The organism is Archaeoglobus veneficus SNP6 (genome assembly GCF_000194625.1).
Taxonomy (GTDB): Archaea; Halobacteriota; Archaeoglobi; order Archaeoglobales; family Archaeoglobaceae; genus Archaeoglobus_C; species Archaeoglobus_C veneficus.
The window spans coordinates 1,158,693-1,183,611 of the sequence record NC_015320.1 but is presented as its reverse complement, the minus strand read 5'-3'; the positions used below and the strand labels follow the sequence as shown (position 1 = coordinate 1,183,611).

The window sequence follows — 24,919 nt, the reverse complement described above, 5'->3', positions numbered from 1 at the left end:
TCTTTTGAGGAGTAAACTTTAAAAATTTTTCAAGAATATTTTATCTAAACCATGGAGAAGATAGTAGCTGACTTTATGGCCAAGTCGGCTGTTTCCCTGGAGAAGGGAGTAAAGCGAAAGATAGAGGACTTTGAAAAATCTCGCATAATTCTTAGCACGAAGCGTCTTCTAATCGCAAGTGCAAGCGACAGGATAGTAATACCTCTTAGTAGTATCTTTGATGTCAGAAAAATCGAAGTTCCGGATGATCTAAAGGATATGCTTGAGGATTCCATGAAGATAGCATTCGTGAAGAACGGCTCGCCCAATATCGTTGTAATAAAGGCGAAAGATGACAGATTGTCTAAATTTTTTTACCTCCTGATGAAGCTTCTCTTAATGGGTAATCCTGTCATCTACAAGCATCCTGCAATAAGAGGAGGCATCGTTCTCAACACTATTTGGAAAAACGGGAAGCTGGGTATTGCAAGAGGTGCAATACTCCTCGACCAGTCGAAGATTAAACTTTCATCGGTTAGAGACATAAAGAAAGAGCTGAGGACGGTGAACAGTAAAAAAGTCGAAATTTTAAACGTTCGTTTGATGGAAAACGGTGAGGCAGTGGTTTCGTACATTTACATTCCCGACAAACGCGTTCTCAACTTACTGAGCAGGTACGTCGGATTTGAGTTCGCTGATATACTCAAGAAAGTTGAGAAAGCAAATCTCAGCAAGATGGAAAAGCAGGTGCTTCAGGCCATATATTCTGGTGTCACAGTTGAGGATCTACCTGCTATTATGGGTATGGAAGCTGCTGACGTGCACAGAATCGTCTATAGCCTCGAGCAGAAGGGCATGCTCAAAAATGGCAGGCTGACGGTTTACGGTGAGGTTGCCGTAAGCAGATATGTGGAGGATATTAACGTATGACGAGCGTTTCTCCTTTTTTCACAACTTTCTCCGGACTTGTTTCGAGAACCCAATCAGCTTTTACTCTTTTAACGGTAAATGGCTTCATAATGCACGTTTCAACGACCCTGAAATCGTCATCGAGAAATATAGCTTTGAACGGAAAGAATACGAAAAATGAGTGGATAAATTCAGTACCCTCCATGCTCAACAGCAACCCCTCATACGGCATTTTCAATCTGAACATAAGTCCAATGTATCTGCGAAAACCTCTGGCAAGAACGAGTTCTTCAATCAGAACACTTCCGTCTTCTCTAAATACTTTCACAGTGCGTTATTGTTCCCAACCTGTTTAAAAAATTAGAGGTGGATCATGGTTTCGGAGGACACGATAAGTACGCTGCTGGATGTCTGGAGTATAAAGATACTCTCAAGGGCAATGGAAAGACCTGTTACGGTTCAGGAAATAAGCGAAGAACTTGGAATACCTCAGGCCACCTGCTATAGAAAGTTCAAAGAGCTAATTGAGAAGGGGTTACTCGTTGAAACCGAGAAGGTCCTGGTTGAAGGGCAGAAACGCAGAGCAGCTTACGTGTCAACACTCGAAAGCCTAAAAATTGAGGTTACTTCCAAGGGTATTCGAGTTAGCTGGAAAGCTAAACCAAAACCGGCGGAGATTTGGGACAGTCTGAAACGTTTTTCGAAGAAATAAGTACTTTATAAAATTTTTAAATATGGGTTGTGCTGGCGTCAAAGTTAATTTCCTACTGTCATGCTTATTTTTTGATTTTATTGTTTTTACATGGCTCAATCCGTAAGTAATTGTCAAAAAATTTATTATTTGTGGTATTTATTATATTCTGAAATTCTCAAAAATGATAATCATGGGGAAAGGTTTATTAAGTAATAATTATCACCATGATAGTGGTGGTGAGTATGCCGAGGTTTAGAAAAGACGAAAAGGGACAGGTAGGTATAGGCACACTGATTGTCTTCATAGCGATGGTACTGGTTGCAGCAATCGCAGCAGCCGTTCTGATTAACACCGCAGGACTTCTGCAGCAGAGGGCACAGGCAACGGGGAAGGAGGCGACGGAGCAGACTTCGACAGGCATCGATGTGGTGAGCGCTGCAGGACTTGTTGACGACACAAATGATACGGTTTACGAGGTTAACCTGACAATAAAGCTGAGGCCAGGAAGTCTGAACATTGACCTGGGTGAGACTGTTGTGCAGTATATTGACGATAACACTGCGCAAGAGCTAACGTTTGGAACAACAGCAGATGCAACACATTTCAAGGTCTATGCTGTCCAGGATGAGGATGGTTCGCTCAATTCCAACACGAATCCAGTGTTGAATGACCGTGAGGATGTGGCAATTATATCTCTGCGCATCTCTGACATACGCGCTGGAACTAATAGTGCAACAACGGACAACGGTCTTGGAGAAGGCAAGACTGCTACGATTAAGATAATTCCGCCAACTGGCGCCACGACAGTCCACACGATCGTTATCCCAAGTTCTGTCGATGGCTACAGCGTAGTTGACCTGAGCTGAGGTGTCTGAAATGAGAATTTTAAAATTTAGAAAAGACGAAAAGGGACAGGTAGGTATAGGCACACTGATTGTCTTCATAGCGATGGTACTGGTTGCAGCAATCGCAGCAGCCGTTCTGATTAACACCGCAGGACTTCTGCAGCAGAGAGCACAGGCAACTGGAAAAGAAGCGACTGAGCAGACTTCGACAGGTGTTAACATTGTTGGAGTGGTGGGCAACGTCACTCAGAGTGGCAATGCCTATTACGTTGACTGGATCAACTTCACAGTTAAGCTCAGACCGGGCAGTCTTAACATCGACCTTGGTAACACAACTATTGAGTATATTGACAAGAGCGTTCACAAAATTTTGACCTGTGATATAGCTCATAGCGGATCTACGACTGTGATTGATCCCGCCAACGTTACATGGACCAGCAAGTTTGTTGTGACTGTAGTTAACGACAACGATAACTCACTGACAACGAACGGTGCAAGAAACCCAGTCCTTAACGACAAGGAAGACATTGCTAAGATACACCTTAAAGTTAGTGCATTGAGAGGAGACTCCGGTCTGCCTGAGAGCGAAATGGCAACGATTAAGGTGGTCCCGCCAACCGGAGCAACAACCACCTGGCAGGCAGTAATACCGCAGTCTCTTGCGGGCAAGACAGTCGTCGATCTGTCGTAGAGGGGGTCTCAAGATTGAACTCCTATTTTTTAATTCTTTATTTCCTGTTTAGCTTCGTTTTTATTGCATCGAGTCTTATTGTGATTGGAGTTGTACTCAAAGCGCACATGTCTACTGGGAGAACTGACATGCTTTACCTGCTTGCAGGCTTCATTCTCATAGCTCTTGCCGGTGTGAGCATGCTTATGGCATCGGCTCTTGGGCTGATTACGTTTCCAAATATCGTGATGCCTCTCGTTATAAGCATTCTGACGGCTGGCTTTTTGCTGATATCTTACTCGTTCCTTAGTGAGGCCTAATCCACTTAAGAATAAAATCAGATAAAACTCAAGAGGGCTTCTCCATAAGCCCCCATTTGCTCAGAACCCTGCCATCTTTTGCGTGTGGCGTTCTATAAACAGCATCACTGCTCTTCTCTATTTCTCTTGCCTCCTCCGCAAGTTTTGCAGCGTAACGCATCATTTCATGCGCTGCAGCGACCATTGGGATATACTTCTCCGCATCCTTCTCCACGAAGCATGCCTTTGTTGTTACAGCAGCAACTTTTTCCGCTATGGTGTACGCTGCCATAGCTTTGGCTCTCGCATATGGGTTGCTGAAGTTTCCGGCATTAACGGCAGCCTCTGCATCGATGATGAGTCTGGGCAGTTTCGGCTTTCCGGCCTTTGCACTCTCTATCGCTTCATCTACTGCTAACTGAACCGCCCTAAATGCTCCGGTTGCGGCAAGAACCTTTATGACGTCGGAGTTATAGAGACACATCTCTGTCGGATCAAGAAATTCCCTTCTTGCTCCAATCATAGAGTCTGCATTGACGAGAATGTAACCAAATCCTTCAGCCTCAAGCTCGTCCTTCACTTTCTTCGCAGGAGCGTCGCTTATAACTATTACTGGCTTCCCTTCAGCCTTTAGCGCATCCCTTGCGAGCTTAGCTGCTGGCAGCGCTGCATTTGGCGATGCGACTATGACCAAGTCGGGGTTGAACTCCCTCATCTTATCTACAATTTCTGCATCCCTTTCTCTCAATTTTGAGCCACTCGTAATTGTTCTGACATCTATATCCTCTCTATCCGCCCTCTCGTCGAGCATGTAATCGATGAGCAGGGCTGTTGCGATTGCTCCAAGCTTGATGATCCCGATACGCATGCACGCTGCTAACATCCGTCATATATAATCGTTTCCGTTTCGGTGCAGTAAACTTTTTAATGTTTTTATCTTTGTTACTCTAAATAATATGGTGGTAGGATGTGGTGGTTCAGGAGGTTTATGCTGGGTGGCAGCAGAGAAAAAGAAGTCATAGATCTATTTAAGGAACATCTCAACACGGTCAGACTTGCCTGTGAGATATTTGCGAAGGCCATTGAGACGGATGATAAAAGTCTCCTTACTGAAGTTTGTGAGCTTGAAAAAACAGGAGATGCGATAAGAAGAGAAATAGCGCTGAAACTCTATGAGGGTGCGTTTTTGCCCGTCATGAGGGGCACACTCTACAAGCTCGCAGAGACCATAGATGAAATTCTTGACACTCTCGAGGATACTGCTGTTGACTACGTTCGCTTAATTTCCGAAATCGACGGAGATGTTAGAGAACTGTGTGTAAAAGTTGCAGTCATAAATGTAAAAATGAGCACCAACCTTCTCGAAGCTTTCGAGGCGCTTGGCAACGAGCACGACCTGAGCGACAAGACAATCAAAATTAGGGCGAGGGAGAGAGAGGTAGATGCGCTTAAGTACGAGATATACAAAAAGCTTGTTAAAAAAGAGGTTAGCAGCTACTGGGAGGGAAAAATACTCTCCGATTTCGTGGACAACCTTGTTGACATCAGCGATGTGATAGAAGATGCGGCCGATCTGATACAGATTTTGAATGTTAGTTTGAGGTAACTGCTGAGGTAACTGCATGCTTGCTGCCATTGCGGCGATACTGATAGCATTCAGTATTGGTTCGAACGACACATCCAACTCTTTCGGTATAAGCATCGGCTGCGGGATGCTCACGTTCAGGAGGGCAGTCCTTCTCCTTGGGATATTCGTCACCCTTGGAGCTTTAACGCAGCGGAGCGTTATGGAGACAGTTGGTGGCCTTGCAGAACTTGACGGAGTTTTGCTAAGTGTTTCCCTCCTCGTATCTGCATTGATGATTATCCTTTCAAACTGGAAGAAACTACCCGTTTCGAGCCATCAGGCAATAATCGGAAGTCTTGTTGGCGCGGGTCTTGCAGCTGGTTCGGCGAAGCTTGGAGTCCTCACCTCAATAGTTCTATCCTGGCTGATCTCCCCCGTCAGCTCTCTAATTTTTGCAGTACTACTTTACTCATTGATGGAGCGGACACTTTCTAGACTTCCTGTCTTTGTAATTGAGAGAATACTTTCACTCCTGCTCCTCGTCAGCGGGGCGGTCATCGCATACAACACCGGGGCGAACGAGCTTGCGACGGCTTTGGGGCCGATAGTGTCCGCTGGCTTGATGTCTCCCAACGAAGCGGCCATCGTCGGTTCTTTAGCGCTTATCATGGGGGCAGTGCTCCTCAGCGGCAGAGTTGTAGAGACTGTTGGAAAGGGTATAACGTCCCTCGACGCATTCTCCGGCTTCGCCGCCCAGATGGCAGCAGGAATCAGCGTCCTCACCTTCACAAACCTGGGTATGCCCGTCTCAACAACCTACTGCATAATTGGCGGCATCGCAGGAGTCGGTATGCTGAAGGGTGTGAGTTCGGTCAGGCTGAGCCTTATCAAAAAGATACTCGCGAGCTGGGTTATAACACCTATATCGGCATTCACTATATGTTTTGCAATTGGCAGGCTCTTAACGCTATAATTTATATACGGTCGTTGAAATTGAAAGCATGGTTAAGGTTCTCGTGGTCGACGCTGGTGGAAGGGGAAATGCAATAGCTCACGCCTTTGCGAGAAGCAAGCATGTTAAGGAGGTTTTTGTGGCTCCGGGAAATGCTGGTAGCGAGTTCTTTGAGAAGTGCCGTCAGGCAAAACTCGAGGGTAAGTACATATCTTCTATCAGGGCTCTGGACGAAATCGTAAGGTTTGCAAAGCTCGAAGAAGTTGACCTCGTTTTTGTAGGTCCTGAGGAGCCTCTGAGCCTCGGTTTGGTGGATTTGCTGGAGGAGGAGGGCATTCCAGCTGTTGGGCCGAGGAAAGAGGCGACGATTATTGAAGCGAGTAAATGCTGGACAAAGGATTTTCTTGATAGGATAGGTGTGCCGATTCCGGGATACAGAAACTTCGATGATCCTGAGGATGCCAGAGAGTACGTTAAGGAGTACTACGCAGAGGGCAGGGGAAACCTCGTCGTTAAGGCTGATGGACTCGCAGCCGGCAAGGGTGTTTACGTCTGCAATAGTGCTGACGAAGCTCTGCAGGCAATAGACGACATAATGGTGAAGAGGAAGTTTGGTGACGCAGGAAACAGAATCGAAATCGAGGAAAGGCTTTACGGCATAGAGGTTGCCTTCACGGCCATAAGCGATGGAAAGACTGTAAGGGCCTTTGGACATGCGAAGGACTACAAGCGAGCGTTCGACAGCGACGATATTGAGGGTATGAGGGAGTTCTATATAGGTGTCACCAAAAAGTTCATTTCGAAGAGCGAGGCGGAGAGACTTTACAAAGAAGGCAGGCTACTAAACCCAAACACGGGTGGTATGGGTGCTGTAAGCCCGCATCCAGCCATAACGCCTGAGCTTGAAGAGAAAATAATGGATATGGTCGTGAAGCCGGTTATTGAGAACTTCAGAAAGCTCGAGGGCAAGACGTTCAAAGGCATACTGTATCCCGTTATCATGCTCGTTGAGAAGAATGGAGAGCTAATTCCGAAGGTTCTCGAAATAAACGTTAGAGAATGTGACCCCGGAGCGCAGGCTAAGCTGCCGCGGCTTGAAACGGACATGTACGAGCTTTCCATGGCGGTAGTTGAAGGTAAACTTGATGAGGTGGACGTTAAATTCAGCAACGATTGCTGCGTTGGTGTCTGCGCCGTCAGCGGCGCTCTGAAGGGAAGAGAAGGCTTCAAACCCGGCTATCCTGCAGACCACTACACGAGCCAGCCCATGGAGGGGCTCGAGGAGGCAATGAAGGAGGCCATTCTCTACGCAAACGGAATAGCGAAACCCGACGGGTATCAGACAACTGGTGGCAGGGTTATAACTGTGGTCGGCAGGGGTAAGACGGTAGATGAGGCGAGAGAGAGGGCGTACTCCGCAATACAGAAGATAAAATTTCCGGGGATGCGCTACAGGAAGACGATTGGCCTTGACGTGCCGGATTGAGCGTGGACGTTAGTACAGCTACATACATCTTTTTTTGCTAACGGAATCGATAAAGATTTACTTTCGTCAGCTCAAAAGCGCGCTGAACGACTTCTCAACGATTGTGCAGATTATAGCTGTGCAGAGCCCGATTAGGGCCATTTTTACGCCGGCAATAGCAATATTCTCCCTCGAGAGCTTGCCAAGGTAAACTCCAAGAAAGAACAGGAGGAAGATTGTAACAGACACGGATAAAAGCATCGCGAAATCCCTGCTATATCCGAGGGGGTACATCAGCAGAAACGGTATCACAGGAATAACCGAACCCAGTATCGTCGACAGGCCATCGGATATCCCGCCTATATACGTCTTCTTCTTAGCTTTTTCGTGAAGGACTGTCCCTCTCAACTGCCCCATCTTCAGCATAGCCTTCTCGAGTTCTGAAATCTCCATTTCCATCCTTGCTCTCTCTGCGGTAAAAGCTCCGAGAACGTTTGAAAGTCCGTTTGCTACTCCTCCACCTAAACCTGCAGTGATTATTATTGCTGGACTTGCTCCGCTCGCCCCTATTATGACCCCGAGAGTTGAAAGGGAGCCGTCTATAAGCCCTCTGATAACGTGTCTGAGTCCATCATACTTCATTATGCTGGAATTATTGTAGTAGCGGTTATAAGCTTATCTTCTTGTCTTATTCCTTCTGCAGGAGTGTCGCACATGCGATTCCTTTTCTGCTGACTATAACTCCCCTTGCATTTCTTCCCTGTCTCGGTATCGATTTAACCTCGATTTTCAGCGCGTAGCCGTCCTTGCTTATGGTGAGCAAGTCCTCGTCACCTTCGACGTACTCGGAGAACACAACCCCACCAGATCTGGCATTTATTACACCCATCGCTCCTCTCGACACCAATCTGTACTCTTCGACGGCTGTTCGCTTTCCATGTCCGTCTGCCGTAAGAGTCAGAATGTCTCCATCCCCCCTTATGCAGCTCAGCCACGCTATGCTATCTCCCTGCCTCAAACTTATTGCTTTGACACCCTTTGCACTCCTGCCATACTCCGGCACATCCTCTGCCTTGAATCGGACAGCGTATCCGTTGGTAGTTGCGATGAAGACTTCTTTGCCATCGAGATGTCTTGCAAAGGCGATTTTTCCTCCAGATGCGACGATGCCTGCTCTTTTTGCGTTTTCGAATTCAGAGAGCGGCGTCCTTTTTATGTAGCCATCCTCGGTTAGAATCAGAATGTCTCCCTCAAAGTTCTGGAAAGGAACAATTGCGACTATTCTCTCTCCTTCCGGAATTGAGAGATACATTCTTATATTCACACCCTTTCCAGTCCTCTCCTGCTTCGGAATCTCGTACGCGTTGAGCCAGTAGGCTTTAGATGCTGTGAAGACAAGGAGCTTGTCCCTCGAGTTGCACTTTACGATGATTGCTGGCTCGTCGTCGCCTCTCATACCAATTCCAATTACGCCGACGCCACCCCTGTGCTGAGTCTTGAACCCGATACTCATCCTTTTGACGAAACCGTTCTTTGTGACGATGAGGATATTTTCTTCAAAACTTACGAGCTCCTCTGCAGAAATTTCGCCGTCTTCCTCGACTATCTCCGTCCTTCTTTCATCACCGTACTTTTCCTTTATCTCCTCGAGTTCCGAAGCTATTATTGCGTCGATTCTTTGCGGAGATGCGAGAATCTCCTCGTATTCTTTTATCTTCTGTATCAATTCTTCGTACTCCTTCATCAGCGCATCTATTTCCATGGCGGTGAGCTTCTGAAGCCTTGTCTGCAGTATCGCATCGGCCTGAACCTCGCTCAGCTCGTACCTCTCCATGAGGGCAGTTTTTGCTTCAGACGGCGAGCTTGATGACTTTATGAGCTGGATAACGTTGTCTATGTCCTCTATTGCCTTCTTTAGGCCTTCAACTATGTGGAGCCTCTCTTTTGCTTTTTTGAGTTCGTACTGTGTTCTTCTCCTTACGACAACTCTTCTGTGCTCGACGTAGCACTCTATCAGTTCCTTCAGGCTGAGAATGCGTGGTTCGTTGTCTACGAGCGCTAAGTTGATAATGCCAAACGTAGTCTGCAGGTTTGTATAAGCGTAGAGCTTCTTGAGGGCTGTGTTTATGTCTTCTCTTACCTCCACGACTATTCTAATTCCCTCTCTGTCAGATTCGTCCCTAACGGTTTTTGCTTCGAGCTTGCCGCTGTTTATCAGTTCAGCAATCTTTTCAACGAGCCTTGCTTTGTTGACCATGTAGGGGATTTCCCTGATTATGATGGTGTTGTTCTCTATTTCTACCCTGCCCCTTACCGTTATCTTGCCCTTTCCAGTCTCGTATGCGTCAATGAGCCCCTTTCTGCCTACAATTACTCCGCCAGTTGGAAAGTCAGGGGCTTTAACGTATTTCATCAGCTCTCTGACTGTTATGTCCGGGTTCTGCAGATAGGCGATTATAGCATCGCAAACTTCTCTCAGGTTGTGGGGCGGCATGTTGGTAGCCATTCCAACGGCTATACCACTGCAGCCGTTTATCAGAAGGTTGGGGATTTTTGCTGGGAGAACTGAGGGTTCCTTCAGCGTTGCGTCGAAGTTTGGAACGAAGTCAACGGTATCTTTGTCGATGTCTGATAGCATCTCCTCGGCAATCTTTGCGAGCCTCGCCTCTGTATATCTCATCGCTGCTGGCATGTCGCCGTCGATGCTTCCAAAGTTACCCTGCCCGTCGATGAGAGGGTAACGCATTGCAAAGTCTTGAGCCATGCGAACGAGCGCATCGTAAACGGCTGCATCGCCATGGGGGTGATACTTACCGAGGACATCACCGACGATACGTGCACACTTTCTGTAGGGTTTGGTGCTCGTTATACCCATCTCGTACATTGCATAGAGAATCCTTCGCTGTACAGGTTTTAGACCATCGCGAACGTCTGGAAGTGCTCTTCCGACGATTACACTCATAGCGTAGTCAATGTAAGAGCTCTTCAGTTCCTGACTAATCTCGCGCAGCAGTTCCATCGCTCCAAGCTATCTTGTGGGATTTATAAGGCTATCCGAGGGTTAAGTCGATAGCTATCGGAATTTCTGTTTGAGTGCTGGGAAATGATAAATTAGCGGAAAAACGGAAATTTTAAAGGCACTCTAAGGCAGTCTGATCACGAATCGCTCAAAAGCTCTATCGAAAGTGTATATCTCTGTAATTTCCATATCTCTCATGACTTTGAGCGCCAAACAATCGTTTGCATCTAATCCAGTTTCTGCCATCATGACGATTGCTGCAAGATAGTCGTTGGCACTCACATCGATTATTTTAACGTTTTCCAGTGAGTAGAGGTCTAAAAAGAAGTTCTGCAGGGAAACAGTGTCCATTGACTTTTTCAGGAAATTATTGACTTCAGACAAATGTACGATTGTTGTAACGACTTCTTCCCCGTTACTCACTCTTTTCAGTATCTTTTTCGATTCTTCTTTCATCCATCTTGCCTTTTCATTCAACTCTTTCTTTGGTTTATAGTATGCGTAAATGAAAATGTTAGCATCAAGGAATCTCATTAAACTCCCTCTCAAACTTATCCCACTCTTCAATGAAATCAACATTCAGATCAACGCTGTCAAAATATTTCGTCAGATCTGGTTTCTTCTTTTTTGGAATTATCTTTAGAACTCCTCTCTCCTTGATTATGAACACTTCGTCGCCGTTCTTTAGTTCATCTCTTCTCCAATCTGATGGTAGTATTATTCGTCCCTGCCTATCCACTTTTTTTATTTCAACACCATAACTCATGCAAATTCACCATATTCAGTTTTAGAACGGTGAGATAAATACTTTGTTGTCACTCCCCACCAGCATAATACCAGATCAAAAATCCAAGTATCATCAACACTTTCGCACCACTCCCAAGGCTATTATATTTATAGGTCAGGTAAAGAAATGGTGGTAGCATGAGTGAGTTCTGGGTGAATCTCGTGGCAAGAGCGAAGTTTTACGAGGAGATGGAAAAGAAAGAAGTTGTAACGAACTTTCAGCAGATCTCATGTAGGGCTAAGATTGAGTACTAATATATATCTCTGTTCTGGTATATCTCTATTTATTTTATATTATGCGATAGATGAACCATGGAATCCACTATGGAAATTGCGCTGTATTTAGTGAAATTAATTTATGGTGTCGAGTTACTGCAAGTGTTTTAGGTTTTCCAGATTAAAATCTAAAATAATATAATGCCCAAACTTACCACTAAATCTGTTTGGTAGCACTGCTTTCGTCTCTCCCAAAATCATCCTGAAATCTTTCGATGTCATCTTCGCCCAAGTACTCTCCGATCTGTACCTCAATAACTTCAAGAGTTGTCAGACCCGGGTTCTCAAGTCTGTGTATTTTGCCAACATCTATAAAGGTGCTTTCTCCACTCTTCAGTAAGAATTTTCTGTCTTCTACAATAACTCTTGCAGTTCCTTTAACAACTACCCAGTGTTCGCTTCTATGGTAGTGTCTTTGCAGACTCAGTCTCCTTCCAGGCAAAACTGTTAACCTTTTGATCTTGTAGAATCCACCCTCCTCAAGAACTGTAAATGATCCCCATGGACGATATGCTGTCTTATGTACCTCGCCCCTCTCGTCGCCCCTGGATTTCAGAATTTCAACCACATCTTTTACCTTTTGAGCAGCTCTTTTTGAGCAAACAAGGACGGCATCTTTAGTATCCACGATTATCAAATCACGAACGCCAACCGGCGCGATGAGTCTTTCACCGAGAATAAAATTATTTTTTGAGTTTATTGGTAAACATTCACCTTTAATAACGTTTCCATCTTTGTCCTTTTCGAAAATATCGTACAGCGAATCAAAACTACCTACATCACTCCAGAACGTATCAAGAGGTACAACAGCAGCTCTATCTGTTTTTTCCATTATGGCATAGTCAATAGAAATTTCTGGCAGCTTTTTGTAGATACTGTCCAGACTTTCCGTTTCAAACAACCTTACGACTACAGGCTGGTAAGTCCTGCACTCCTCAATAAACAGGCTGGATTTAAAAAGGAACATACCACTATTCCAGAAGTACCCTTTTCCCACATACTCTTTAGCCTTCTCTAAATCAGGTTTTTCTACAAATTTCTTCACCTCATAACCGCCATCAAGAGGTTTTCCTGGTTTTATATAACCGTAGCCAGTGTGTGGACGTGTAGGCTTAACCCCAAAAGTAACCAGGTATTTCTCAGCGATGCGTTTTGCATTTTCGAACGCTTTTTTGTAACTATCATTCACCTCAATGAGATGGTCTGAAGGTAAAACAGCAACCACCGAATCCCCGTGTTTCTCTTCTATCATTTTAATAGCGTAAAATATTGCCGGTAAGGTATTTTTAGCCTCGGGTTCAATCAAAATGTTTTCCTCTGGCAATTCTAGTCCCATTTCAGAAAGTTGATCCAAAACTCTAAACTCATACTTTGCGTTGGTTACGATGTAAACCTCGTCTGGTTCAGATAACATTAATGCCCTATCTACAGTCTTCTGGAAAAGCGACGAGTCATCAAATAGTTTAACGAACTGCTTCGGAAACTGCTCTCTGCTCAGAGGCCAGAGTCTCGAACCACTCCCACCAGCGAGTATTACCGTTTTCACAAGACCACCTCCGTTCAATAAATTCTAAATTATAGAAATTTTCTACTAACCTTTTACAGCCTTGTTCTCCATTTCTTAAATAAATTACGTTGCTTTTTTGGGAAATCGGCCTGAAAATTAATTATCTTGAACTTATTTTTTAATTTATTATAATTTTGGTTATCGGCAATGTTTATAATTTTTCTTTAGTATCGAACGATAGAGCTGCAACAGGGTTGGTAGCATGTCCTACAAGTCTGTGCTACTGCAACCGTGGGAATATTGTACGCTGTACTGATTACCTCATCGACTGCCATGGCATTTTAAAACTGTATAGGATTTTTATATTTCTTCATTATTAGAATAAAAAATTTATACAGTAATCTACCAGCCTGTCTCTGTCCTATGAAAAATGAAACGATTGAACTGATACTGAGTGAGCTTGTTTCTGGATGCAGAAGTAAAGAAGAGGCAGTAGTCAGGGTTTTTGAGAGGGTTAGAGACATTCCCTACGGAACAATTGGTTCGAGACATCCATTGGATGTGTATAGGATGAACAGAGGGACTTGCAGTGGGAAACATTTTCTTCTTAGAGAGCTATACCTTGCACTGGGTGTAGAAGTGAAAGACATGCTTTGTTTTCATCGCTATGCTGAACTTCCACGAAATATAGATTATCCACCAGAATTGAAAGCGCTGCTCGAGAGATATTTCGGAATTCCGGATTTCCACAACTTCATCAAGGTTTATGTTGACGGTAGATGGGTAACACTGGATGCAACGTTTGATAGTCCCTTAGAGAACTACTTTGTCGTCAATAAGTGGAATGGTAAGAGTGATACAAAGCTTAGTATAAGGCCGGTAAGAGTCTGGGAAGTAGAGAATCCTCTTGAATTTAAAGTTAAAAAGATAAAGCAGTTACCTCCTCGGGTTCAGAGGGGTAGAGAGTTATTTTTGAAAAAATTCAGTGAGTGGTTGGATGTTTTGAGGGCTCAATGTAACTCACCACCACATTTTTTATAGATACACGGCATTATATCTCCTATGAAAGGCTATAAGATTAAACCAGCACTGGTAATCATTGACATGCAGAATTGTTTTTTGTCTCCAGATGGATCGTTTGACAAATTGGGCTATGACATCTCGAAATATCGGAAAATACTACCCACTCTTAGAAGTACGTATGAGGAAGCAAAATCCCTAAAAATCCCCGTATTTTTCTCTAAAGCAATTCGAGAAAGATCTGGAATTGATATGCTCGACAAAGTACATCAAATTCTACCACCAAAAAGGCTGGAAAGGATTAAAAGGCTGCCTATAGCCGTCAGAGGTACTTGGGATGCAGAGATTATAGATATGCTAAAGCCAGCTCCTGACGATCTTGTTGTTGAGAAACGGAGGGATTCTATTTTTCAGGATACGGAATTTGAGATGTGGCTGAAGGCTTTAAAAGCTGACACTTTAGTCTTTACAGGAGTCGATACCTCCATATGTGTGGAATCCTCACTGAGGGATGCGTTCAATAGAGGATACGACGTAATTCTTCTATCTGATGCAACAGCATCTTTGAGTGATGAGCTTTACAGGACTACGCTTCTGGAAGTTAAAGAGAATTTTGGTCTTGTAATGAAATCTGGAGACTTTTTCAAGAGTCTTAAAAGAATTCGCGGTAATAAATTTTTGCTTGAAGTAGAATGCTAATGGGGGTATATGTAACCCCCTTCCAGTACTTTTATGAATTTTTTAATATCAATATCCTTAATTGGTGGTATAATCAAATTCTTTTTTGGTGCTTGTTCCTGTCCAATCGCATTGTTCGTTCGCAGTTCTTCAAGAATCTTGGATTTAAGATACTCGTTGCAGAGTTTGCTATGGTAGATGGTCGAGAGTAATCCCAGTAACATGTCTTTAATATGTTTTTCACCTTTTTCCTCGTGCAAGTGGGGGTTCAGCATCTCTATTTGTAATATCTCAACTCCAGAGTTTACGACATCTCTGCATTCTGTTTCTCCCTTTCCGAATTCTTCCAGCAGGTAAACAAGTTGATACGGTTCTATAGAATACCCTGTTGAATAGCACATTATACTGGCAAGTTCCATCGTCATCGCATGCTCTCCAGCGTTTCCAGTCTTTATTATGTCAGTTTCGAACCCTGTGCAGTTAGATAGAAGAAAGTTAAGATATTTGTTGGTGATTTCAGAAACTCTTCCCCATTTTCTGAAATAGAGTCTGCTCTTTACGATTTTTGGTTTGTGTTTCCAATGCAGCCTAATCATCGAATACGGTGACTCGGACATGCAGAATCCTGCAGCAAAATCTTTTACATACTCGTTGACAGCACCGGGAATGTAGTTATCAGCATCAATAAATCCAACAAAGTCTTTTTCCAAGCATTTTGCGAGTAGTGTGCCGGTAATCATACCTTCTGCTTTACCATCTCTTACAAATCCGCTCTCATCAAGAATGCTTGTATATCCCACTTCTTTAAAGGCTAAAGCCAGCCCCGGGTCTTTTTGATGTATAATACAGATGGGGTGTTTTGTGAGGCTATGAAAGTGTGTTATTACATCTGCTTCCATTCTAAACACATCATGTCCTGTTCTTGAGCTGTTGGAGACGACTATTATCTGGCAGGCATCTGGTATTGCTTTTAAAACACCGTCAAGTAACTTTATCTTTTCATTTTTTATGGGGATTACGATTGAAAGCTTCTCTAAAACCTCTTCGATTTGTTCTCTGCCAATGCTGCGTAATAGGGGGCCTTCAATCTCTTTTGATTCTAGTTTTAACACCTTTTGAACGTCGTAGATTTTTACTGATCCAAATATCTCTGCATGTCTTGGAGCTTCAATAAGCATTTTTAAACCTCCACGATTCAATTTTCCGTTTTAGAGCCATCCTATAAATATTTTGCCCATAAAATTTTTATAAGATGACTTTCTGAGTGCAGATGGGGGTGTAAAAGTGCTATTTAGCCGAACGGAGATGGTTAGAAGAAATAATTCAGTAAAAATATATTTAGTTAGAAGAAATATCTGGGGCATTTCGGTATAATTTATAGCTTTGTTTAAATGGTGGTGATTTCGAGATGTGTGGTATTGCTGGTATCATCAGCAGAGATGGAAGCAGCGTTTCGGATCAGATCGTTAGAATGCTTGGCAGGATGCACCATCGTGGACCGGATGGTTGTGGTGTAGTAGTTGGAAAAACAATTCAGAGAAGCTTCTCACTTGAGGATATAGATATCAAAGGTATCGAAGGCAGCATGGCAATGGGTCACGTAAGACTGGCCATTGTTGGGGGGATGTTTGGTCAGCAGCCGCTTGAGGATTGCCAGCGAAAGCTTATTCTTCTCCACAATGGTGAGATTTACAATTACAGGGAGCTTAGAAAAAGACTGGAGGCTGACCACAGGTTCATCACCGAGACTGATAGTGAAACCATTGTCCACCTCATCGAACAATTCTACAACGGAGACTTGGCTTCATCGGTTGCCAAAGCTCTCGGATATCTGGATGGTGTGTATGCCATTGCAGTAAGCGATGGAAGAGAGGTAGTAATTGCCAGGGATAGAATAGGAGTAAAACAGCTATACATTGGTGTAAATGAAAGATATGTTGCTTTTGCATCTGAACGAAAAGCGCTCTGGGAAATAGGAATATGCAATGAAATACGGCTACCACCGGGACATCTGGCAAAACTATCTAGAGATGGTGTTACCCTCAGAAAGGTTCTTGAGCTACCAGTTAATCTGAAAACTTCAATTTATGATTTCCACGAGGCTATAGAGAAGTATCACGACGCTCTTATCGAAGCTGTTAGAAAAAGGGTGTCTGGGCTTGAAAAAGTTGGTGTAATATTCTCAGGAGGAATTGACAGCGTACTCATTGCGAAAATTGCCAGTGAGTTTACAGATGTGACGTGTTACACCGCAGGTCTGAAAGGTTCTGAAGATATCAAGTACGCCAAACTTGCCGCCTCGGAAATTGGTCTGGAAATCAGAGTTAAGGAGCTCAGTCTTGAGGATGTGGAAGCGTACATTCCAGAGGTCATGGAGACTATCGAAGACCGCCTATTTGGCCAGGTGGAAGTAGCTATTCCGGTCTATGCTGCTGTAGAGATGGCACATGAAGACTGTCTTAAGGTTATGCTTACAGGACAAGGGGCAGATGAGCTTTTTGGTGGCTATCCGTGGTACGGTGTGATTGTAGAAAGAGATGGTTATCGAGTGTTGGAGCAGTACATGGTAAGTGACATACTGAATCTCTATCGCGAAACCTTGGAGCGGGAGGACAAGATAACGATGGCGCACAGTATAGAACTCCGGGTTCCGTATCTTGATCCTCAGGTCATAAAAGTGGCCATGCAGATTGATGCTAAACTGAAAATAACGTCTCCTAAAGACAGACTTGGAAAGTTTATTCACAGAGAACTTGCTAAACGGATCGGAGTATCTGCAGATCTGGCTGAGAGACCAAAGGAAGCTGCTCAGCACGGGTCAGGGGTGCATGAGGCAATTCTTGAGATTGCGCGGATAAATGGGTTTAATGAAGAAGTTGCGAGGATAGCAGGTTATAATCTGGACGAAAGTGTCAGAGAAAAACTCGGCAGTTCAATAAGATACGGATACAAGTATGGAGGGAAGAAGCTCTGGACGGTACCTGATTACGTGCAGATGTACCTCGACACGATTGCTCTGGAACAAAAACTCGTTTGTAAGTCTGAACTTGAGCATCTAAAAGAGGTGTTATGTAATATTTGATATTTTGTGGAGGTGATGTAAATGGCAACGCTGCATGGGCAGCCTGTACTAATTTTGAAGGAGGGAACCCAGAGGACTGTTGGAAGAGACGCGCAGAGGCTTAACATAATGGCCGCTCGCGTTATTGCCGAAGCTGTGAGGAGCACTCTTGGCCCGAGAGGAATGGACAAGATGTTAGTGGATGGCTTAGGGGACGTCGTGATTACAAATGACGGTGTTGCTATCCTTAAAGAAATTGATGTTGAACACCCTGGGGCTAAAGTTGTGGTTGAAATTGCGAAAACTCAGGACAACGAGGTCGGCGATGGAACCACAACGGCTGTGGTTCTTGCTGGTGAGCTTCTCAAGAGAACAGCTCGCTGCCGAGGCATTCGCTGCAGCGCTCGAGATAATACCCAAGACCCTCGCCGAGAATGCGGGAATCGACCCGATTGATGTGCTCGTAGAACTCAAGGCTGCCCACGAGAGGGGCGAGAAGTACACTGGCGTTGACGTTGAAACGGGCAAGGTCGTTGACATGAAGGAGAGAGGTGTCCTCGAGCCACTCCGTGTCAAGAGCCAGGCAATTGAGTCTGCTACGGAAGTTGCGGTGATGATTCTGAGAATCGACGACGTCATCGCTGCGAAGGGACTTGAGAAAGAGAAGGTATGAAAGGAACAAATGTGGGAGGTATGAACATCTAAAATTTTATTTTCTAATTCTGAGCGTAAACGTTGTATTGTGTAGTTGGATGGTAATAACATTCCTTTCAGCATAATAGGAAAGACTGTGTGAAAAGTATGTCCGTTTAGATCTAATTAAGAAAAAAGGTAATTATACGTCGAGGTTTCTAACTTCCTTAGAATGTTCCATTATGAATCTCTTCCTCGCTTCGACATCCTCACCCATCAGGACTGAAAAAAGCTCCTCTGCCCTTGCTGCGTCCTCCAGCGTGACCTGAATCAGATAGCGGTTATGGGGGTTCATTGTCGTCTCCCATAGCTGCTCTGGGTTCATCTCTCCCAGACCCTTGTAGCGTTGTACCTCTGCGTTGCCTATCCTCTCAAGCAAATCCTCGAGCTCTCTGTCCGAGTAAACGTAGTAAACTTTCTTCCCCTTCTTAACCCTGTATAGTGGTGGCTGAGCTATGTAAAGGTAGCCACTCTCTATAAGTGGTTTCATGTAGCGGTAGAAGAACGTGAGGAGCAGCGTTCGGATGTGCGCGCCATCGACATCTGCATCTGTCATAATTATGACTCTGCGGTATCTCGCCTTTGTTATGTCGAAGTCCTTGCCTATTCCTGCCCCAATTGCAGCGGCTATCGCCTTGATCTCCTCGTTGCGCAGTGCTTTGGCCATTCCTGCCTTTTCAACGTTTATGATCTTACCTCTTATAGGTAGTATGGCCTGAAAGCGCCTGTCTCTCGCCTGTTTCGCAGAACCGCCTGCAGATTCACCCTCCACTATGAACAGTTCCCTTTCCTCCGGGTTCTTTGAGGAGCAGTCTGCGAGCTTTCCTGGCAGGGTTATGGAGATCTCACCTTTTCTCCTCACAATCTCTCTTGCCTTTCTCGCCGCTTCTCTCGCTTTCATTGCGAGTATACACTTCTCTATGATTCTGTTGGCTTCATTTGGATGTTCCTCGAGCCACTTCAACACTTCAGAATAGACTATCGACTCTACAACAGTTTTTACCTCGCTGTTAGTCAGCTTGGTTTTCGTCTGTCCCTCAAACTGTGGTTCCGGCACCTTTACCGAAACAACAGCCGTCAGGCCTTCCCTTATGTCTGCTCCGGTGAGGGGTTTGAACTTCTTCACGTATTTCTTGCCAAACTCGTTTATTGCCCTCGTCAGCCCTGCTCTGAAGCCCACTGCGTGCGTTCCACCCTCTATGGTGTTTATGTTGTTTGCAAAGAAGAGGACGTTCTCTATCTCGGTGTCGGTGAACTGGATGGCTACTTCCACCATTATTCCGTTCTTCTCTTCGGAAAAGTGGATTACGTCGTGAATTACGGGCTTGTTTTTGTTGAGCTGGGCAACGAAGCCCTTTATACCGTCCTCTGAGTAGAACTCTTTGCTCTTTCCACTCCTTTCGTCAATGAGCTTCAGTCTGATACCCTTGTTCAGGTAGGCTAGTTCCTTCAATCGTTGTGCAACGATGTCCCATCTGAACTCTGTCGTTTCGAAAATTTCCTCGTCGGGCTTGAACCTTATTTTTGTTCCTGTTTCTTTTGTCTCTCCGATAACCTGGAGGGGTGTGACAGGAACACCTCTCTCGTATTTCTGGTAGTAAATCTTGCCGTTCCTCTTGACCCAGACTTCAAGCCACTCAGAAAGGGCATTAACGACTGAAAGACCGACGCCGTGAAGCCCTCCGGCGACCTTGTACGCTTTTTTGTTGAACTTTCCTCCAGCATGCAGCTTGGTTAACACTATCTCCACCGCTGGCCTTCCAAGTTCGTGAACTTCCGTTGGGATTCCCCTTCCATCATCTTCAACGCTCGCAGAACCGTCTTTATGGAGGGTTACAGTTATGTTCTTACAGTGCCCTGCCAGAGCCTCATCTATGGAGTTATCCACTATCTCCCAGAGGAGATGATGGAGTCCCCTAAGTCCAATGCCGCCTATGTACATTCCGGGCCTCTTTCTGACGGCCTCGATGTCTCCAAGCACTTCAATCTGCTCGGCTGTATACTCCATACTCATCCCTTTTTATATTTACATTTGATTAAACTTTAACTACATTTTTATCCATCAACATTCTGTCTTATAGCTTTTTTCACGTTTCAAATTTTTTTAATCAATTCTTTTCCGAATTGGGGCGATTATGAAAGCCCACGGAATTTGCTACACTCAAATCTTCGCCATTCCGGTTGATAAATTTTTCTACAGAATTAAACGACTGTAGGGGCCGTGATAAACTCTACGTTTCTTTTCTCGCCCGTGTACAGTTGAACAGCTTCTCTCACCAGACTTTCGACTCTTTTACTCTCTCTGCGCTCTCTGCTCAGCACAACGTTGGGGCAGTCGGTGGAGATGTAGACGTAAAACTCTTCGCCATTATATTCGTAGAATGCATCTCTCTCGCCCTTGCGCCTTACGAAGAATGGGAACAGCTTGCAGGCAGCAGGCTTCTTCACTCCCTGCAGTGAACACAATCTTCCAACCTGGAACGGACACCTGCCACCGATTTTGCGGATGTAGTATCTTCCAAATTTCTCTTCCACAAGACCAGTTGGTCTGAGCTTGAGATACTCGTAGAATGTTAGCCTCACTCTGTACCTATAGCAGCAAATCCCGCATGCGTCGCAGTGCCATGAAGCCACACGTCTCCATGGCACGTACATATTGACTTATTTGATGGATATTTTTAAAGATTTACTTCTTCAAAAACCTCGCTCCATCCTCATATCCGGCTATTACTCCGTCTATCAACTCGGAGCAGAATATTCCACACTCCACAACTCCAGGAATTCTATCTATCTCCCTCTCGAGCTCCTCTGGTTTATCAATATCGCCGAAGTCGCAGTCTATGATAAAGTTGCCGTTGTCAGTAACGACCGGCCCGAGCTTGCCGCTACCTTCCCTTAAAACAGGCCTGCCCATTGCTGAAAGTCTCCTTTCAACGAAGCCGTAGGCGAAGGGGAGAACTTCAATGGGAACTGGCATGTTGAGCCTGTCAACGATTTTTGACGAATCCACAATAATTACAACCTCCTTCGACGCGGCAGCAACGATCTTCTCCCTCGTTAAAGCTCCGCCTCCACCCTTGATACAGTTGAACCTTTCATCAACTTGGTCTGCACCGTCTATGCAGATGTCGAGTTCGGGATACTGGATGAGGTCAACAACCTTAATTCCATTATTTGTTGCAAGGATGTGAGACTGATACGAAGAGGGCACACCGTAAACCGTCAGCCCCTCATTCTCTATTCGCCTTCCAAGCTCTCTCAGGAAGATTTCAACTGTTGTTCCGCTGCCTATTCCTATTACCGCCCCATCTCTGACAAGTTCAACGGCTTTTTTTGCAGCGTTAGCCTTTCCGTTACTCATCCAACCACCTTCTGAGTTTGTCGAAGTCAATCCTTGCAGTTGAGTCGAGGGTTAATGGCGTTATTGAAACTTTTCCATTACGCAATGCATGCAGGTCAGTACCTTCTTCGGCATCATCAATTTCAACACCATCAATCCAGTAGTACTTTCTCCCCCTTGGGTCGAGCCTCTCCTCTATCCTCGTTATGTAGAGTCTTCTCGCGAGCTTCGTGATCTCAACACCGCCGGAGGGCTTTGAGGGGACATTCACATTCAGGACATCAACTCCTTCTGGCATCCCCTTTGAAAGAATGTTCTTTGCGAGTTTCCTGAGCACGGTTTTTGCGAGAGAGAAATTGTAGGGCTTGAAGACGAATTCGAACTTGTCAATGTCCGGGACTTCAAGCGAGATGGCTATGGCTGCGCTTCCCTGGGTTGCAGCTTCGAGCGCAGCGCCAACAGTTCCAGAAGTCGTTACCGCCTCGGTGGATATATTTTCTCCAAGGTTTATGCCGGAAACGACGAGATCTGGCAGTTCTCCAATAATCTCGTGAATTCCGATTATGACTGCATCTGTCGGTGTGCCATCGACTGCAAAGCTCACCATTCCATTTGCGCTTACCTTTGAGACCCGTATGGGCTCCATTATAGAAATGCTCCGTCCAACTCCGCTCCGCTGAACAGCCGGAGCGACGACGAAAACCTCACCAATGTCTTTCAGCGCATCGTAACTCGCTCTGAGGCCAGCAGAATACAAGCCATCGTCGTTGGTCAGCAGAATTTTTGGCTTCTCTGCCATCCTTCCAACGTCTACCTGTTGCAGAAAAATGTTTTTGATTCTGTTTTTGATTCTGAGAAAGTAATACTTTCGAATCCGAGCTTTTTAAGAATAGATTCAATAGCTTCGAGCTTCTTATCATTTATCTCCTCGATACCCTCTATTTCCACAGCAGCGTTTTTCCCGTACTTTCTCACTCTGATTCTCCTCTCGCCTATAATATCTATAACCGCTTCCTCAGCCCCTTCGATCCTCCTAAGCCACTCTACTTCGATCCTCTCGCCGAAGGGAATTCTCGTCGCAAGACAGGAGTTCGAAGGTCTGTTGTGGACTGAAAGTCCGAGGGATTTTGCTACCCTCCGTATTTCCTTCTTTGTGAAGCCTGCCATCGCCCACGGACTGATCACTCCTTCTTCTTCGAGAGCCTTCAGTCCGGGCCTGAAGTCTTTGAGGTCATCGGCATTCGTGCCATCAATAACCCTGAATCCTCTGCTCTCTGCAACGTCTTTAATCGCCTTTATGATGGTCTTTTTGCAGTAATAGCATCTCTGAGGAGTATTTTCGAGAACAGCATCGGGAACGGCAACTTCAACGATTACGTGCTCTATACCTATTTCTTCTGCAACTCTCTTTGCGTTTTCAAGGTCTCTTGCCGCCATCAGGTCTGTTTTTACAGTTACGGCTATCGCTTCGATTCCCCACTTCCTGCAGAGAGCTGCGAGCGTTGCGCTATCCACTCCGCCGGAGAAGGCTATGGCCACTCTGTCTCCTACAATTTTCCTTAGCTCTTCAAATTTCGAGGGCATCTCCCTTAACCGCTATGTTGGTTGCAAAGGAGACGGCTGAAAGGCCTGTTAGCCTGCACAGCTCAATTGCTGAGTCGAGAATTGCAGCTTTGGAAACTATGAGTGGAATTCCAGCTCTGACGCACTTTGCAGCGATCCCTCTCGATATTCTACCCGAAATGAGAAGGAATGTTCTGTCAAGGGCTATGCCCTTCTTTATGCACATGCCAACGGCTTTATCAACGGCGTTGTGCCTGCCAACGTCGTAGGCTCTTGCCTCAAGCCCCTTCTTGCTTACGACTGCTGCAATGTGGTACCCCCTCGTTCGCTTGTATTCCTCTACCTCGAGATACTCAAGGGCACTTTTTAACTCGTCAATTCCAAACTTCTCTCCTGCATTTACCCGTTTTAATTCTCCCTCCTCTATCCCAATGCTGCCGGAGGACGTAATTTTTACTTTTGCGTCGTCTTCTATAATAACCTCTACATTCTCGCCATTGATTGTAACCTTAACGCCATCTGGATTGGCGATACCCTCCGTTACCATAAAACCGAGGATTAGTTCTTCTATGTTTGACGGTGTGCACGCCATACCAAAGGAGATGTCGTTTACGGTCACTCTCAGGTTTCTCTCGACGGCAATTTCGAGAGTATCTCCAAGCTTTTTTATTTCCATCAGTGTCACAACGACAAACCTTTCTTAAGACTTGCGTTGTCAGTGCTGCTTGAAAGTCGGAGGGTATTTGGACGCTCTGTACTGATGAAAGGTCCGCGTAACGACTGCAATGCCATGAACTTCACAATAAACTTAAACGAAGAATTTAATTTAAACGTTCGATAATCGAAAGAGATAAATGGGATGAGTTTCATTATATTTTATAGTAGTTTTTGGTTGCATAGTGGTGCTCATTTCATTTACCAATAAGCTTAAATAGGGTGGCCTGTACTAATTACTATAATGAGGAGGTGAACTCATGTTAGGGAGAGATTTTGTAAGGGAAGAGAAAGCAGTGTCTCCAGTGATTGGCGTCATTTTGATGGTGGCAATTACAGTGATCTTAGCGGCAGTCATTGCCAGCTTTGTGTTTGGGCTGGGTACAAAGGCGCCCAAAACAGCGCCCCAAGCACAACTCACGTTGAAGGACGCTAGTGATACACTAACTTCAACCAGTGGCGAGGATGTTTTTATACTGGAGCACAAGGGCGGAGAATCTGTAGCATTTTCACAGATGAAAGTAATAGTAAAGAACTCTACTGCGACCATTGATATCATAACTTTCGATAGCTCTGGCACTGCAACATCTAGTCTTGGAAAGCTTAATGCTACAATAAGTACTGGAGCAGCAGATAACAATATGTTCGACGTTGGTGAATGGATAACTTTCAGCGAAAATGCGGCTGCTTCGTACAATGTTGATTCAGGAACATCGTTGACTGTACAGGTTGTTGATGTGCTGTCTAATAACCTGATAACGGAAGGCAGCATTGTTGTATCGTAAAATTTTTTAATTTTTAATATTATTTTTGGAAAGGTAGTTCTATACCTTAAAGATAAGTATCAAAAACTCATAGAGGCTTGGTGTCGCAGTTTGGGTT

At 44.9% G+C, this 24,919-nt stretch carries 26 protein-coding genes and 1 pseudogene; 13 read left to right on the top strand and 14 right to left on the bottom strand.

The features are described from left to right. Positions 1-51: 51 nt before the first annotated feature. Positions 52-909, top strand: coding sequence for a CheF family chemotaxis protein (locus ARCVE_RS06695; protein ID WP_013684009.1), 858 nt, complete (start codon positions 52-54; stop codon positions 907-909). Here the strand turns inward: ARCVE_RS06695 and ARCVE_RS06690 are convergent. Then, entirely contained in the window at positions 899-1,216 is a 318-nt protein-coding gene (locus ARCVE_RS06690) for a DUF192 domain-containing protein (protein ID WP_013684008.1), read from the bottom strand. The genes ARCVE_RS06695 and ARCVE_RS06690 overlap by 11 nt on opposite strands. 45 nt (positions 1,217-1,261) lie before the next feature. Between ARCVE_RS06690 and ARCVE_RS10830 the strand changes: the two genes are divergently transcribed. The 4 genes from ARCVE_RS10830 to ARCVE_RS06670 all read left to right on the top strand — a co-directional run bounded on the left by ARCVE_RS10830 (position 1,262) and on the right by ARCVE_RS06670 (position 3,417). Next, positions 1,262-1,600 (top strand): ArsR/SmtB family transcription factor, encoded by a 339-nt coding sequence (locus ARCVE_RS10830; protein ID WP_013684007.1) that lies wholly within the window; start codon positions 1,262-1,264, stop codon positions 1,598-1,600. A gap of 206 nt (positions 1,601-1,806) precedes the next feature. Beyond that, the gene (locus ARCVE_RS06680; protein WP_232215781.1) at positions 1,807-2,448 is read left to right on the top strand and encodes an archaellin/type IV pilin N-terminal domain-containing protein; all 642 of its coding nucleotides are present in this window, start codon (positions 1,807-1,809) and stop codon (positions 2,446-2,448) included. Between the two features lie 10 nt (positions 2,449-2,458). After that, positions 2,459-3,118, top strand: a complete 660-nt coding sequence (locus tag ARCVE_RS06675) for an archaellin/type IV pilin N-terminal domain-containing protein (RefSeq protein WP_013684005.1) — start codon at positions 2,459-2,461, stop codon at positions 3,116-3,118. 80 nt (positions 3,119-3,198) lie between these two features. Continuing rightward, on the top strand, positions 3,199-3,417 hold the full coding sequence (locus tag ARCVE_RS06670; protein WP_048085750.1) for a hypothetical protein: 219 nt from the start codon (positions 3,199-3,201) through the stop codon (positions 3,415-3,417). A gap of 28 nt (positions 3,418-3,445) precedes the next feature. Here the strand turns inward: ARCVE_RS06670 and ARCVE_RS06665 are convergent, their stop codons facing one another. Next, entirely contained in the window at positions 3,446-4,264 is an 819-nt protein-coding gene (locus ARCVE_RS06665) for a F420-dependent methylenetetrahydromethanopterin dehydrogenase (RefSeq protein ID WP_013684003.1), read from the bottom strand. A gap of 99 nt (positions 4,265-4,363) precedes the next feature. Here ARCVE_RS06665 and ARCVE_RS06660 point away from each other — a divergent pair, with 99 nt between their 5' ends. The 3 genes from ARCVE_RS06660 to purD are packed head-to-tail and all read left to right on the top strand — an operon-like array spanning position 4,364 to position 7,401. Beyond that, positions 4,364-5,002: a TIGR00153 family protein gene (locus ARCVE_RS06660; protein WP_013684002.1), complete on the top strand. Its 639-nt coding sequence runs from the start codon at positions 4,364-4,366 to the stop codon at positions 5,000-5,002. Between the two features lie 16 nt (positions 5,003-5,018). Further along, entirely contained in the window at positions 5,019-5,936 is a 918-nt protein-coding gene (locus tag ARCVE_RS06655; protein WP_013684001.1) for an inorganic phosphate transporter, read from the top strand. 28 nt (positions 5,937-5,964) lie between these two features. Beyond that, positions 5,965-7,401, top strand: coding sequence for a phosphoribosylamine--glycine ligase (gene purD, locus ARCVE_RS06650; RefSeq protein ID WP_013684000.1), 1,437 nt, complete (start codon positions 5,965-5,967; stop codon positions 7,399-7,401). A gap of 66 nt (positions 7,402-7,467) precedes the next feature. Here purD and ARCVE_RS06645 read toward each other — a convergent pair whose 3' ends face one another. The 5 genes from ARCVE_RS06645 to ARCVE_RS06625 form a co-directional block, all read right to left on the bottom strand. Then, complete coding sequence (locus tag ARCVE_RS06645; RefSeq protein ID WP_013683999.1) at positions 7,468-8,022, bottom strand: TIGR00267 family protein; 555 nt, start codon at positions 8,020-8,022, stop codon at positions 7,468-7,470. Between the two features lie 46 nt (positions 8,023-8,068). Continuing rightward, positions 8,069-10,399, bottom strand: coding sequence for a DNA gyrase subunit A (gene gyrA / locus ARCVE_RS06640; protein WP_013683998.1), 2,331 nt, complete (start codon positions 10,397-10,399; stop codon positions 8,069-8,071). A 123-nt stretch (positions 10,400-10,522) separates the two neighbouring features. After that, positions 10,523-10,933, bottom strand: a complete 411-nt coding sequence (locus ARCVE_RS06635) for a type II toxin-antitoxin system VapC family toxin (RefSeq protein WP_013683997.1) — start codon at positions 10,931-10,933, stop codon at positions 10,523-10,525. Continuing rightward, positions 10,920-11,165 carry an AbrB/MazE/SpoVT family DNA-binding domain-containing protein gene (locus ARCVE_RS06630; RefSeq protein WP_013683996.1) on the bottom strand — a complete coding sequence of 82 codons (246 nt, stop codon included), beginning with the start codon at positions 11,163-11,165 and terminating at the stop codon, positions 10,920-10,922. Before ARCVE_RS06630 ends, ARCVE_RS06635 begins: the two co-directional genes overlap by 14 nt. A 453-nt stretch (positions 11,166-11,618) precedes the next feature. Next, on the bottom strand, positions 11,619-13,007 hold the full coding sequence (locus ARCVE_RS06625) for a mannose-1-phosphate guanylyltransferase/mannose-6-phosphate isomerase (RefSeq protein WP_013683994.1): 1,389 nt from the start codon (positions 13,005-13,007) through the stop codon (positions 11,619-11,621). Between the two features lie 384 nt (positions 13,008-13,391). Here ARCVE_RS06625 and ARCVE_RS06620 point away from each other — a divergent pair, with 384 nt between their 5' ends. Together ARCVE_RS06620 and ARCVE_RS06615 are read left to right on the top strand one after the other, a co-directional pair. Further along, a complete protein-coding gene (locus ARCVE_RS06620) occupies positions 13,392-14,009 on the top strand; it encodes a transglutaminase domain-containing protein (RefSeq protein WP_013683993.1) in 618 nt (205 codons plus the stop codon). Between the two features lie 21 nt (positions 14,010-14,030). Further along, positions 14,031-14,687: a cysteine hydrolase family protein gene (locus ARCVE_RS06615; protein WP_013683992.1), complete on the top strand. Its 657-nt coding sequence runs from the start codon at positions 14,031-14,033 to the stop codon at positions 14,685-14,687. Here the strand turns inward: ARCVE_RS06615 and mpgS are convergent. Then, positions 14,684-15,844 carry a mannosyl-3-phosphoglycerate synthase gene (gene mpgS / locus ARCVE_RS06610; RefSeq protein WP_013683991.1) on the bottom strand — a complete coding sequence of 387 codons (1,161 nt, stop codon included), beginning with the start codon at positions 15,842-15,844 and terminating at the stop codon, positions 14,684-14,686. The genes ARCVE_RS06615 and mpgS overlap by 4 nt on opposite strands. 230 nt (positions 15,845-16,074) lie before the next feature. Between mpgS and asnB the strand changes: the two genes are divergently transcribed. After that, positions 16,075-17,748 (top strand): asparagine synthase (glutamine-hydrolyzing), encoded by a 1,674-nt coding sequence (gene asnB / locus ARCVE_RS06605; protein ID WP_013683990.1) that lies wholly within the window; start codon positions 16,075-16,077, stop codon positions 17,746-17,748. Between the two features lie 21 nt (positions 17,749-17,769). Continuing rightward, positions 17,770-18,400, top strand: a pseudogene (locus ARCVE_RS06600) (TCP-1/cpn60 chaperonin family protein). 162 nt (positions 18,401-18,562) lie between these two features. Here the strand turns inward: ARCVE_RS06600 and gyrB are convergent. The 6 genes from gyrB to fdhD all read right to left on the bottom strand — a co-directional run bounded on the left by gyrB (position 18,563) and on the right by fdhD (position 23,999). Then, complete coding sequence (gene gyrB / locus ARCVE_RS06590) at positions 18,563-20,428, bottom strand: DNA topoisomerase (ATP-hydrolyzing) subunit B (protein WP_013683989.1); 1,866 nt, start codon at positions 20,426-20,428, stop codon at positions 18,563-18,565. 194 nt (positions 20,429-20,622) lie between these two features. Continuing rightward, on the bottom strand, positions 20,623-21,075 hold the full coding sequence (locus ARCVE_RS06585; protein ID WP_013683988.1) for a YkgJ family cysteine cluster protein: 453 nt from the start codon (positions 21,073-21,075) through the stop codon (positions 20,623-20,625). A 31-nt stretch (positions 21,076-21,106) separates the two neighbouring features. Continuing rightward, positions 21,107-21,781 carry a ribose-5-phosphate isomerase RpiA gene (rpiA, locus tag ARCVE_RS06580; protein ID WP_013683987.1) on the bottom strand — a complete coding sequence of 225 codons (675 nt, stop codon included), beginning with the start codon at positions 21,779-21,781 and terminating at the stop codon, positions 21,107-21,109. Next, the gene (gene surE, locus ARCVE_RS06575) at positions 21,774-22,559 is read right to left on the bottom strand and encodes a 5'/3'-nucleotidase SurE (RefSeq protein WP_013683986.1); all 786 of its coding nucleotides are present in this window, start codon (positions 22,557-22,559) and stop codon (positions 21,774-21,776) included. Before surE ends, rpiA begins: the two co-directional genes overlap by 8 nt. A gap of 11 nt (positions 22,560-22,570) precedes the next feature. Beyond that, positions 22,571-23,344, bottom strand: a complete 774-nt coding sequence (larE, locus tag ARCVE_RS06570; protein WP_013683985.1) for an ATP-dependent sacrificial sulfur transferase LarE — start codon at positions 23,342-23,344, stop codon at positions 22,571-22,573. Further along, a complete protein-coding gene (gene fdhD / locus ARCVE_RS06565; protein WP_013683984.1) occupies positions 23,328-23,999 on the bottom strand; it encodes a formate dehydrogenase accessory sulfurtransferase FdhD in 672 nt (223 codons plus the stop codon). The genes larE and fdhD overlap by 17 nt, the downstream gene beginning before the upstream one ends. A gap of 298 nt (positions 24,000-24,297) precedes the next feature. On the opposite strand from fdhD, the gene ARCVE_RS10825 reads away from it, so the two are divergent. After that, positions 24,298-24,822, top strand: coding sequence for a type IV pilin (locus tag ARCVE_RS10825; RefSeq protein ID WP_013683983.1), 525 nt, complete (start codon positions 24,298-24,300; stop codon positions 24,820-24,822). Positions 24,823-24,919: the final 97 nt, after the last annotated feature.

Bases quoted from the DNA above. Each gene is read 5' to 3' on its own strand.
- ARCVE_RS06695 (WP_013684009.1), top strand. From the start codon at position 52: ATGGAGAAGATAGTAGCTGACTTTATGGCCAAGTCGGCTGTTTCCCTG.
- ARCVE_RS10830 (WP_013684007.1), top strand. From the start codon at position 1,262: ATGGTTTCGGAGGACACGATAAGTACGCTGCTGGATGTCTGGAGTATA.
- ARCVE_RS06680 (WP_232215781.1), top strand. From the start codon at position 1,807: ATGATAGTGGTGGTGAGTATGCCGAGGTTTAGAAAAGACGAAAAGGGA.
- ARCVE_RS06675 (WP_013684005.1), top strand. From the start codon at position 2,459: ATGAGAATTTTAAAATTTAGAAAAGACGAAAAGGGACAGGTAGGTATA.
- ARCVE_RS06665 (WP_013684003.1), bottom strand. From the start codon at position 4,264: ATGCGTATCGGGATCATCAAGCTTGGAGCAATCGCAACAGCCCTGCTC.
- ARCVE_RS06660 (WP_013684002.1), top strand. From the start codon at position 4,364: ATGTGGTGGTTCAGGAGGTTTATGCTGGGTGGCAGCAGAGAAAAAGAA.
- ARCVE_RS06655 (WP_013684001.1), top strand. From the start codon at position 5,019: ATGCTTGCTGCCATTGCGGCGATACTGATAGCATTCAGTATTGGTTCG.
- purD (WP_013684000.1), top strand. From the start codon at position 5,965: ATGGTTAAGGTTCTCGTGGTCGACGCTGGTGGAAGGGGAAATGCAATA.
- ARCVE_RS06645 (WP_013683999.1), bottom strand. From the start codon at position 8,022: ATGAAGTATGATGGACTCAGACACGTTATCAGAGGGCTTATAGACGGC.
- gyrA (WP_013683998.1), bottom strand. From the start codon at position 10,399: ATGGAACTGCTGCGCGAGATTAGTCAGGAACTGAAGAGCTCTTACATT.
- ARCVE_RS06635 (WP_013683997.1), bottom strand. From the start codon at position 10,933: ATGAGATTCCTTGATGCTAACATTTTCATTTACGCATACTATAAACCA.
- ARCVE_RS06630 (WP_013683996.1), bottom strand. From the start codon at position 11,165: ATGAGTTATGGTGTTGAAATAAAAAAAGTGGATAGGCAGGGACGAATA.
- ARCVE_RS06620 (WP_013683993.1), top strand. From the start codon at position 13,392: ATGAAAAATGAAACGATTGAACTGATACTGAGTGAGCTTGTTTCTGGA.
- ARCVE_RS06615 (WP_013683992.1), top strand. From the start codon at position 14,031: ATGAAAGGCTATAAGATTAAACCAGCACTGGTAATCATTGACATGCAG.
- mpgS (WP_013683991.1), bottom strand. From the start codon at position 15,844: ATGCTTATTGAAGCTCCAAGACATGCAGAGATATTTGGATCAGTAAAA.
- asnB (WP_013683990.1), top strand. From the start codon at position 16,075: ATGTGTGGTATTGCTGGTATCATCAGCAGAGATGGAAGCAGCGTTTCG.
- gyrB (WP_013683989.1), bottom strand. From the start codon at position 20,428: ATGGAGTATACAGCCGAGCAGATTGAAGTGCTTGGAGACATCGAGGCC.
- ARCVE_RS06585 (WP_013683988.1), bottom strand. From the start codon at position 21,075: ATGTACGTGCCATGGAGACGTGTGGCTTCATGGCACTGCGACGCATGC.
- rpiA (WP_013683987.1), bottom strand. From the start codon at position 21,781: ATGAGTAACGGAAAGGCTAACGCTGCAAAAAAAGCCGTTGAACTTGTC.
- surE (WP_013683986.1), bottom strand. From the start codon at position 22,559: ATGGCAGAGAAGCCAAAAATTCTGCTGACCAACGACGATGGCTTGTAT.
- larE (WP_013683985.1), bottom strand. From the start codon at position 23,344: ATGCCCTCGAAATTTGAAGAGCTAAGGAAAATTGTAGGAGACAGAGTG.
- fdhD (WP_013683984.1), bottom strand. From the start codon at position 23,999: ATGGAAATAAAAAAGCTTGGAGATACTCTCGAAATTGCCGTCGAGAGA.
- ARCVE_RS10825 (WP_013683983.1), top strand. From the start codon at position 24,298: ATGTTAGGGAGAGATTTTGTAAGGGAAGAGAAAGCAGTGTCTCCAGTG.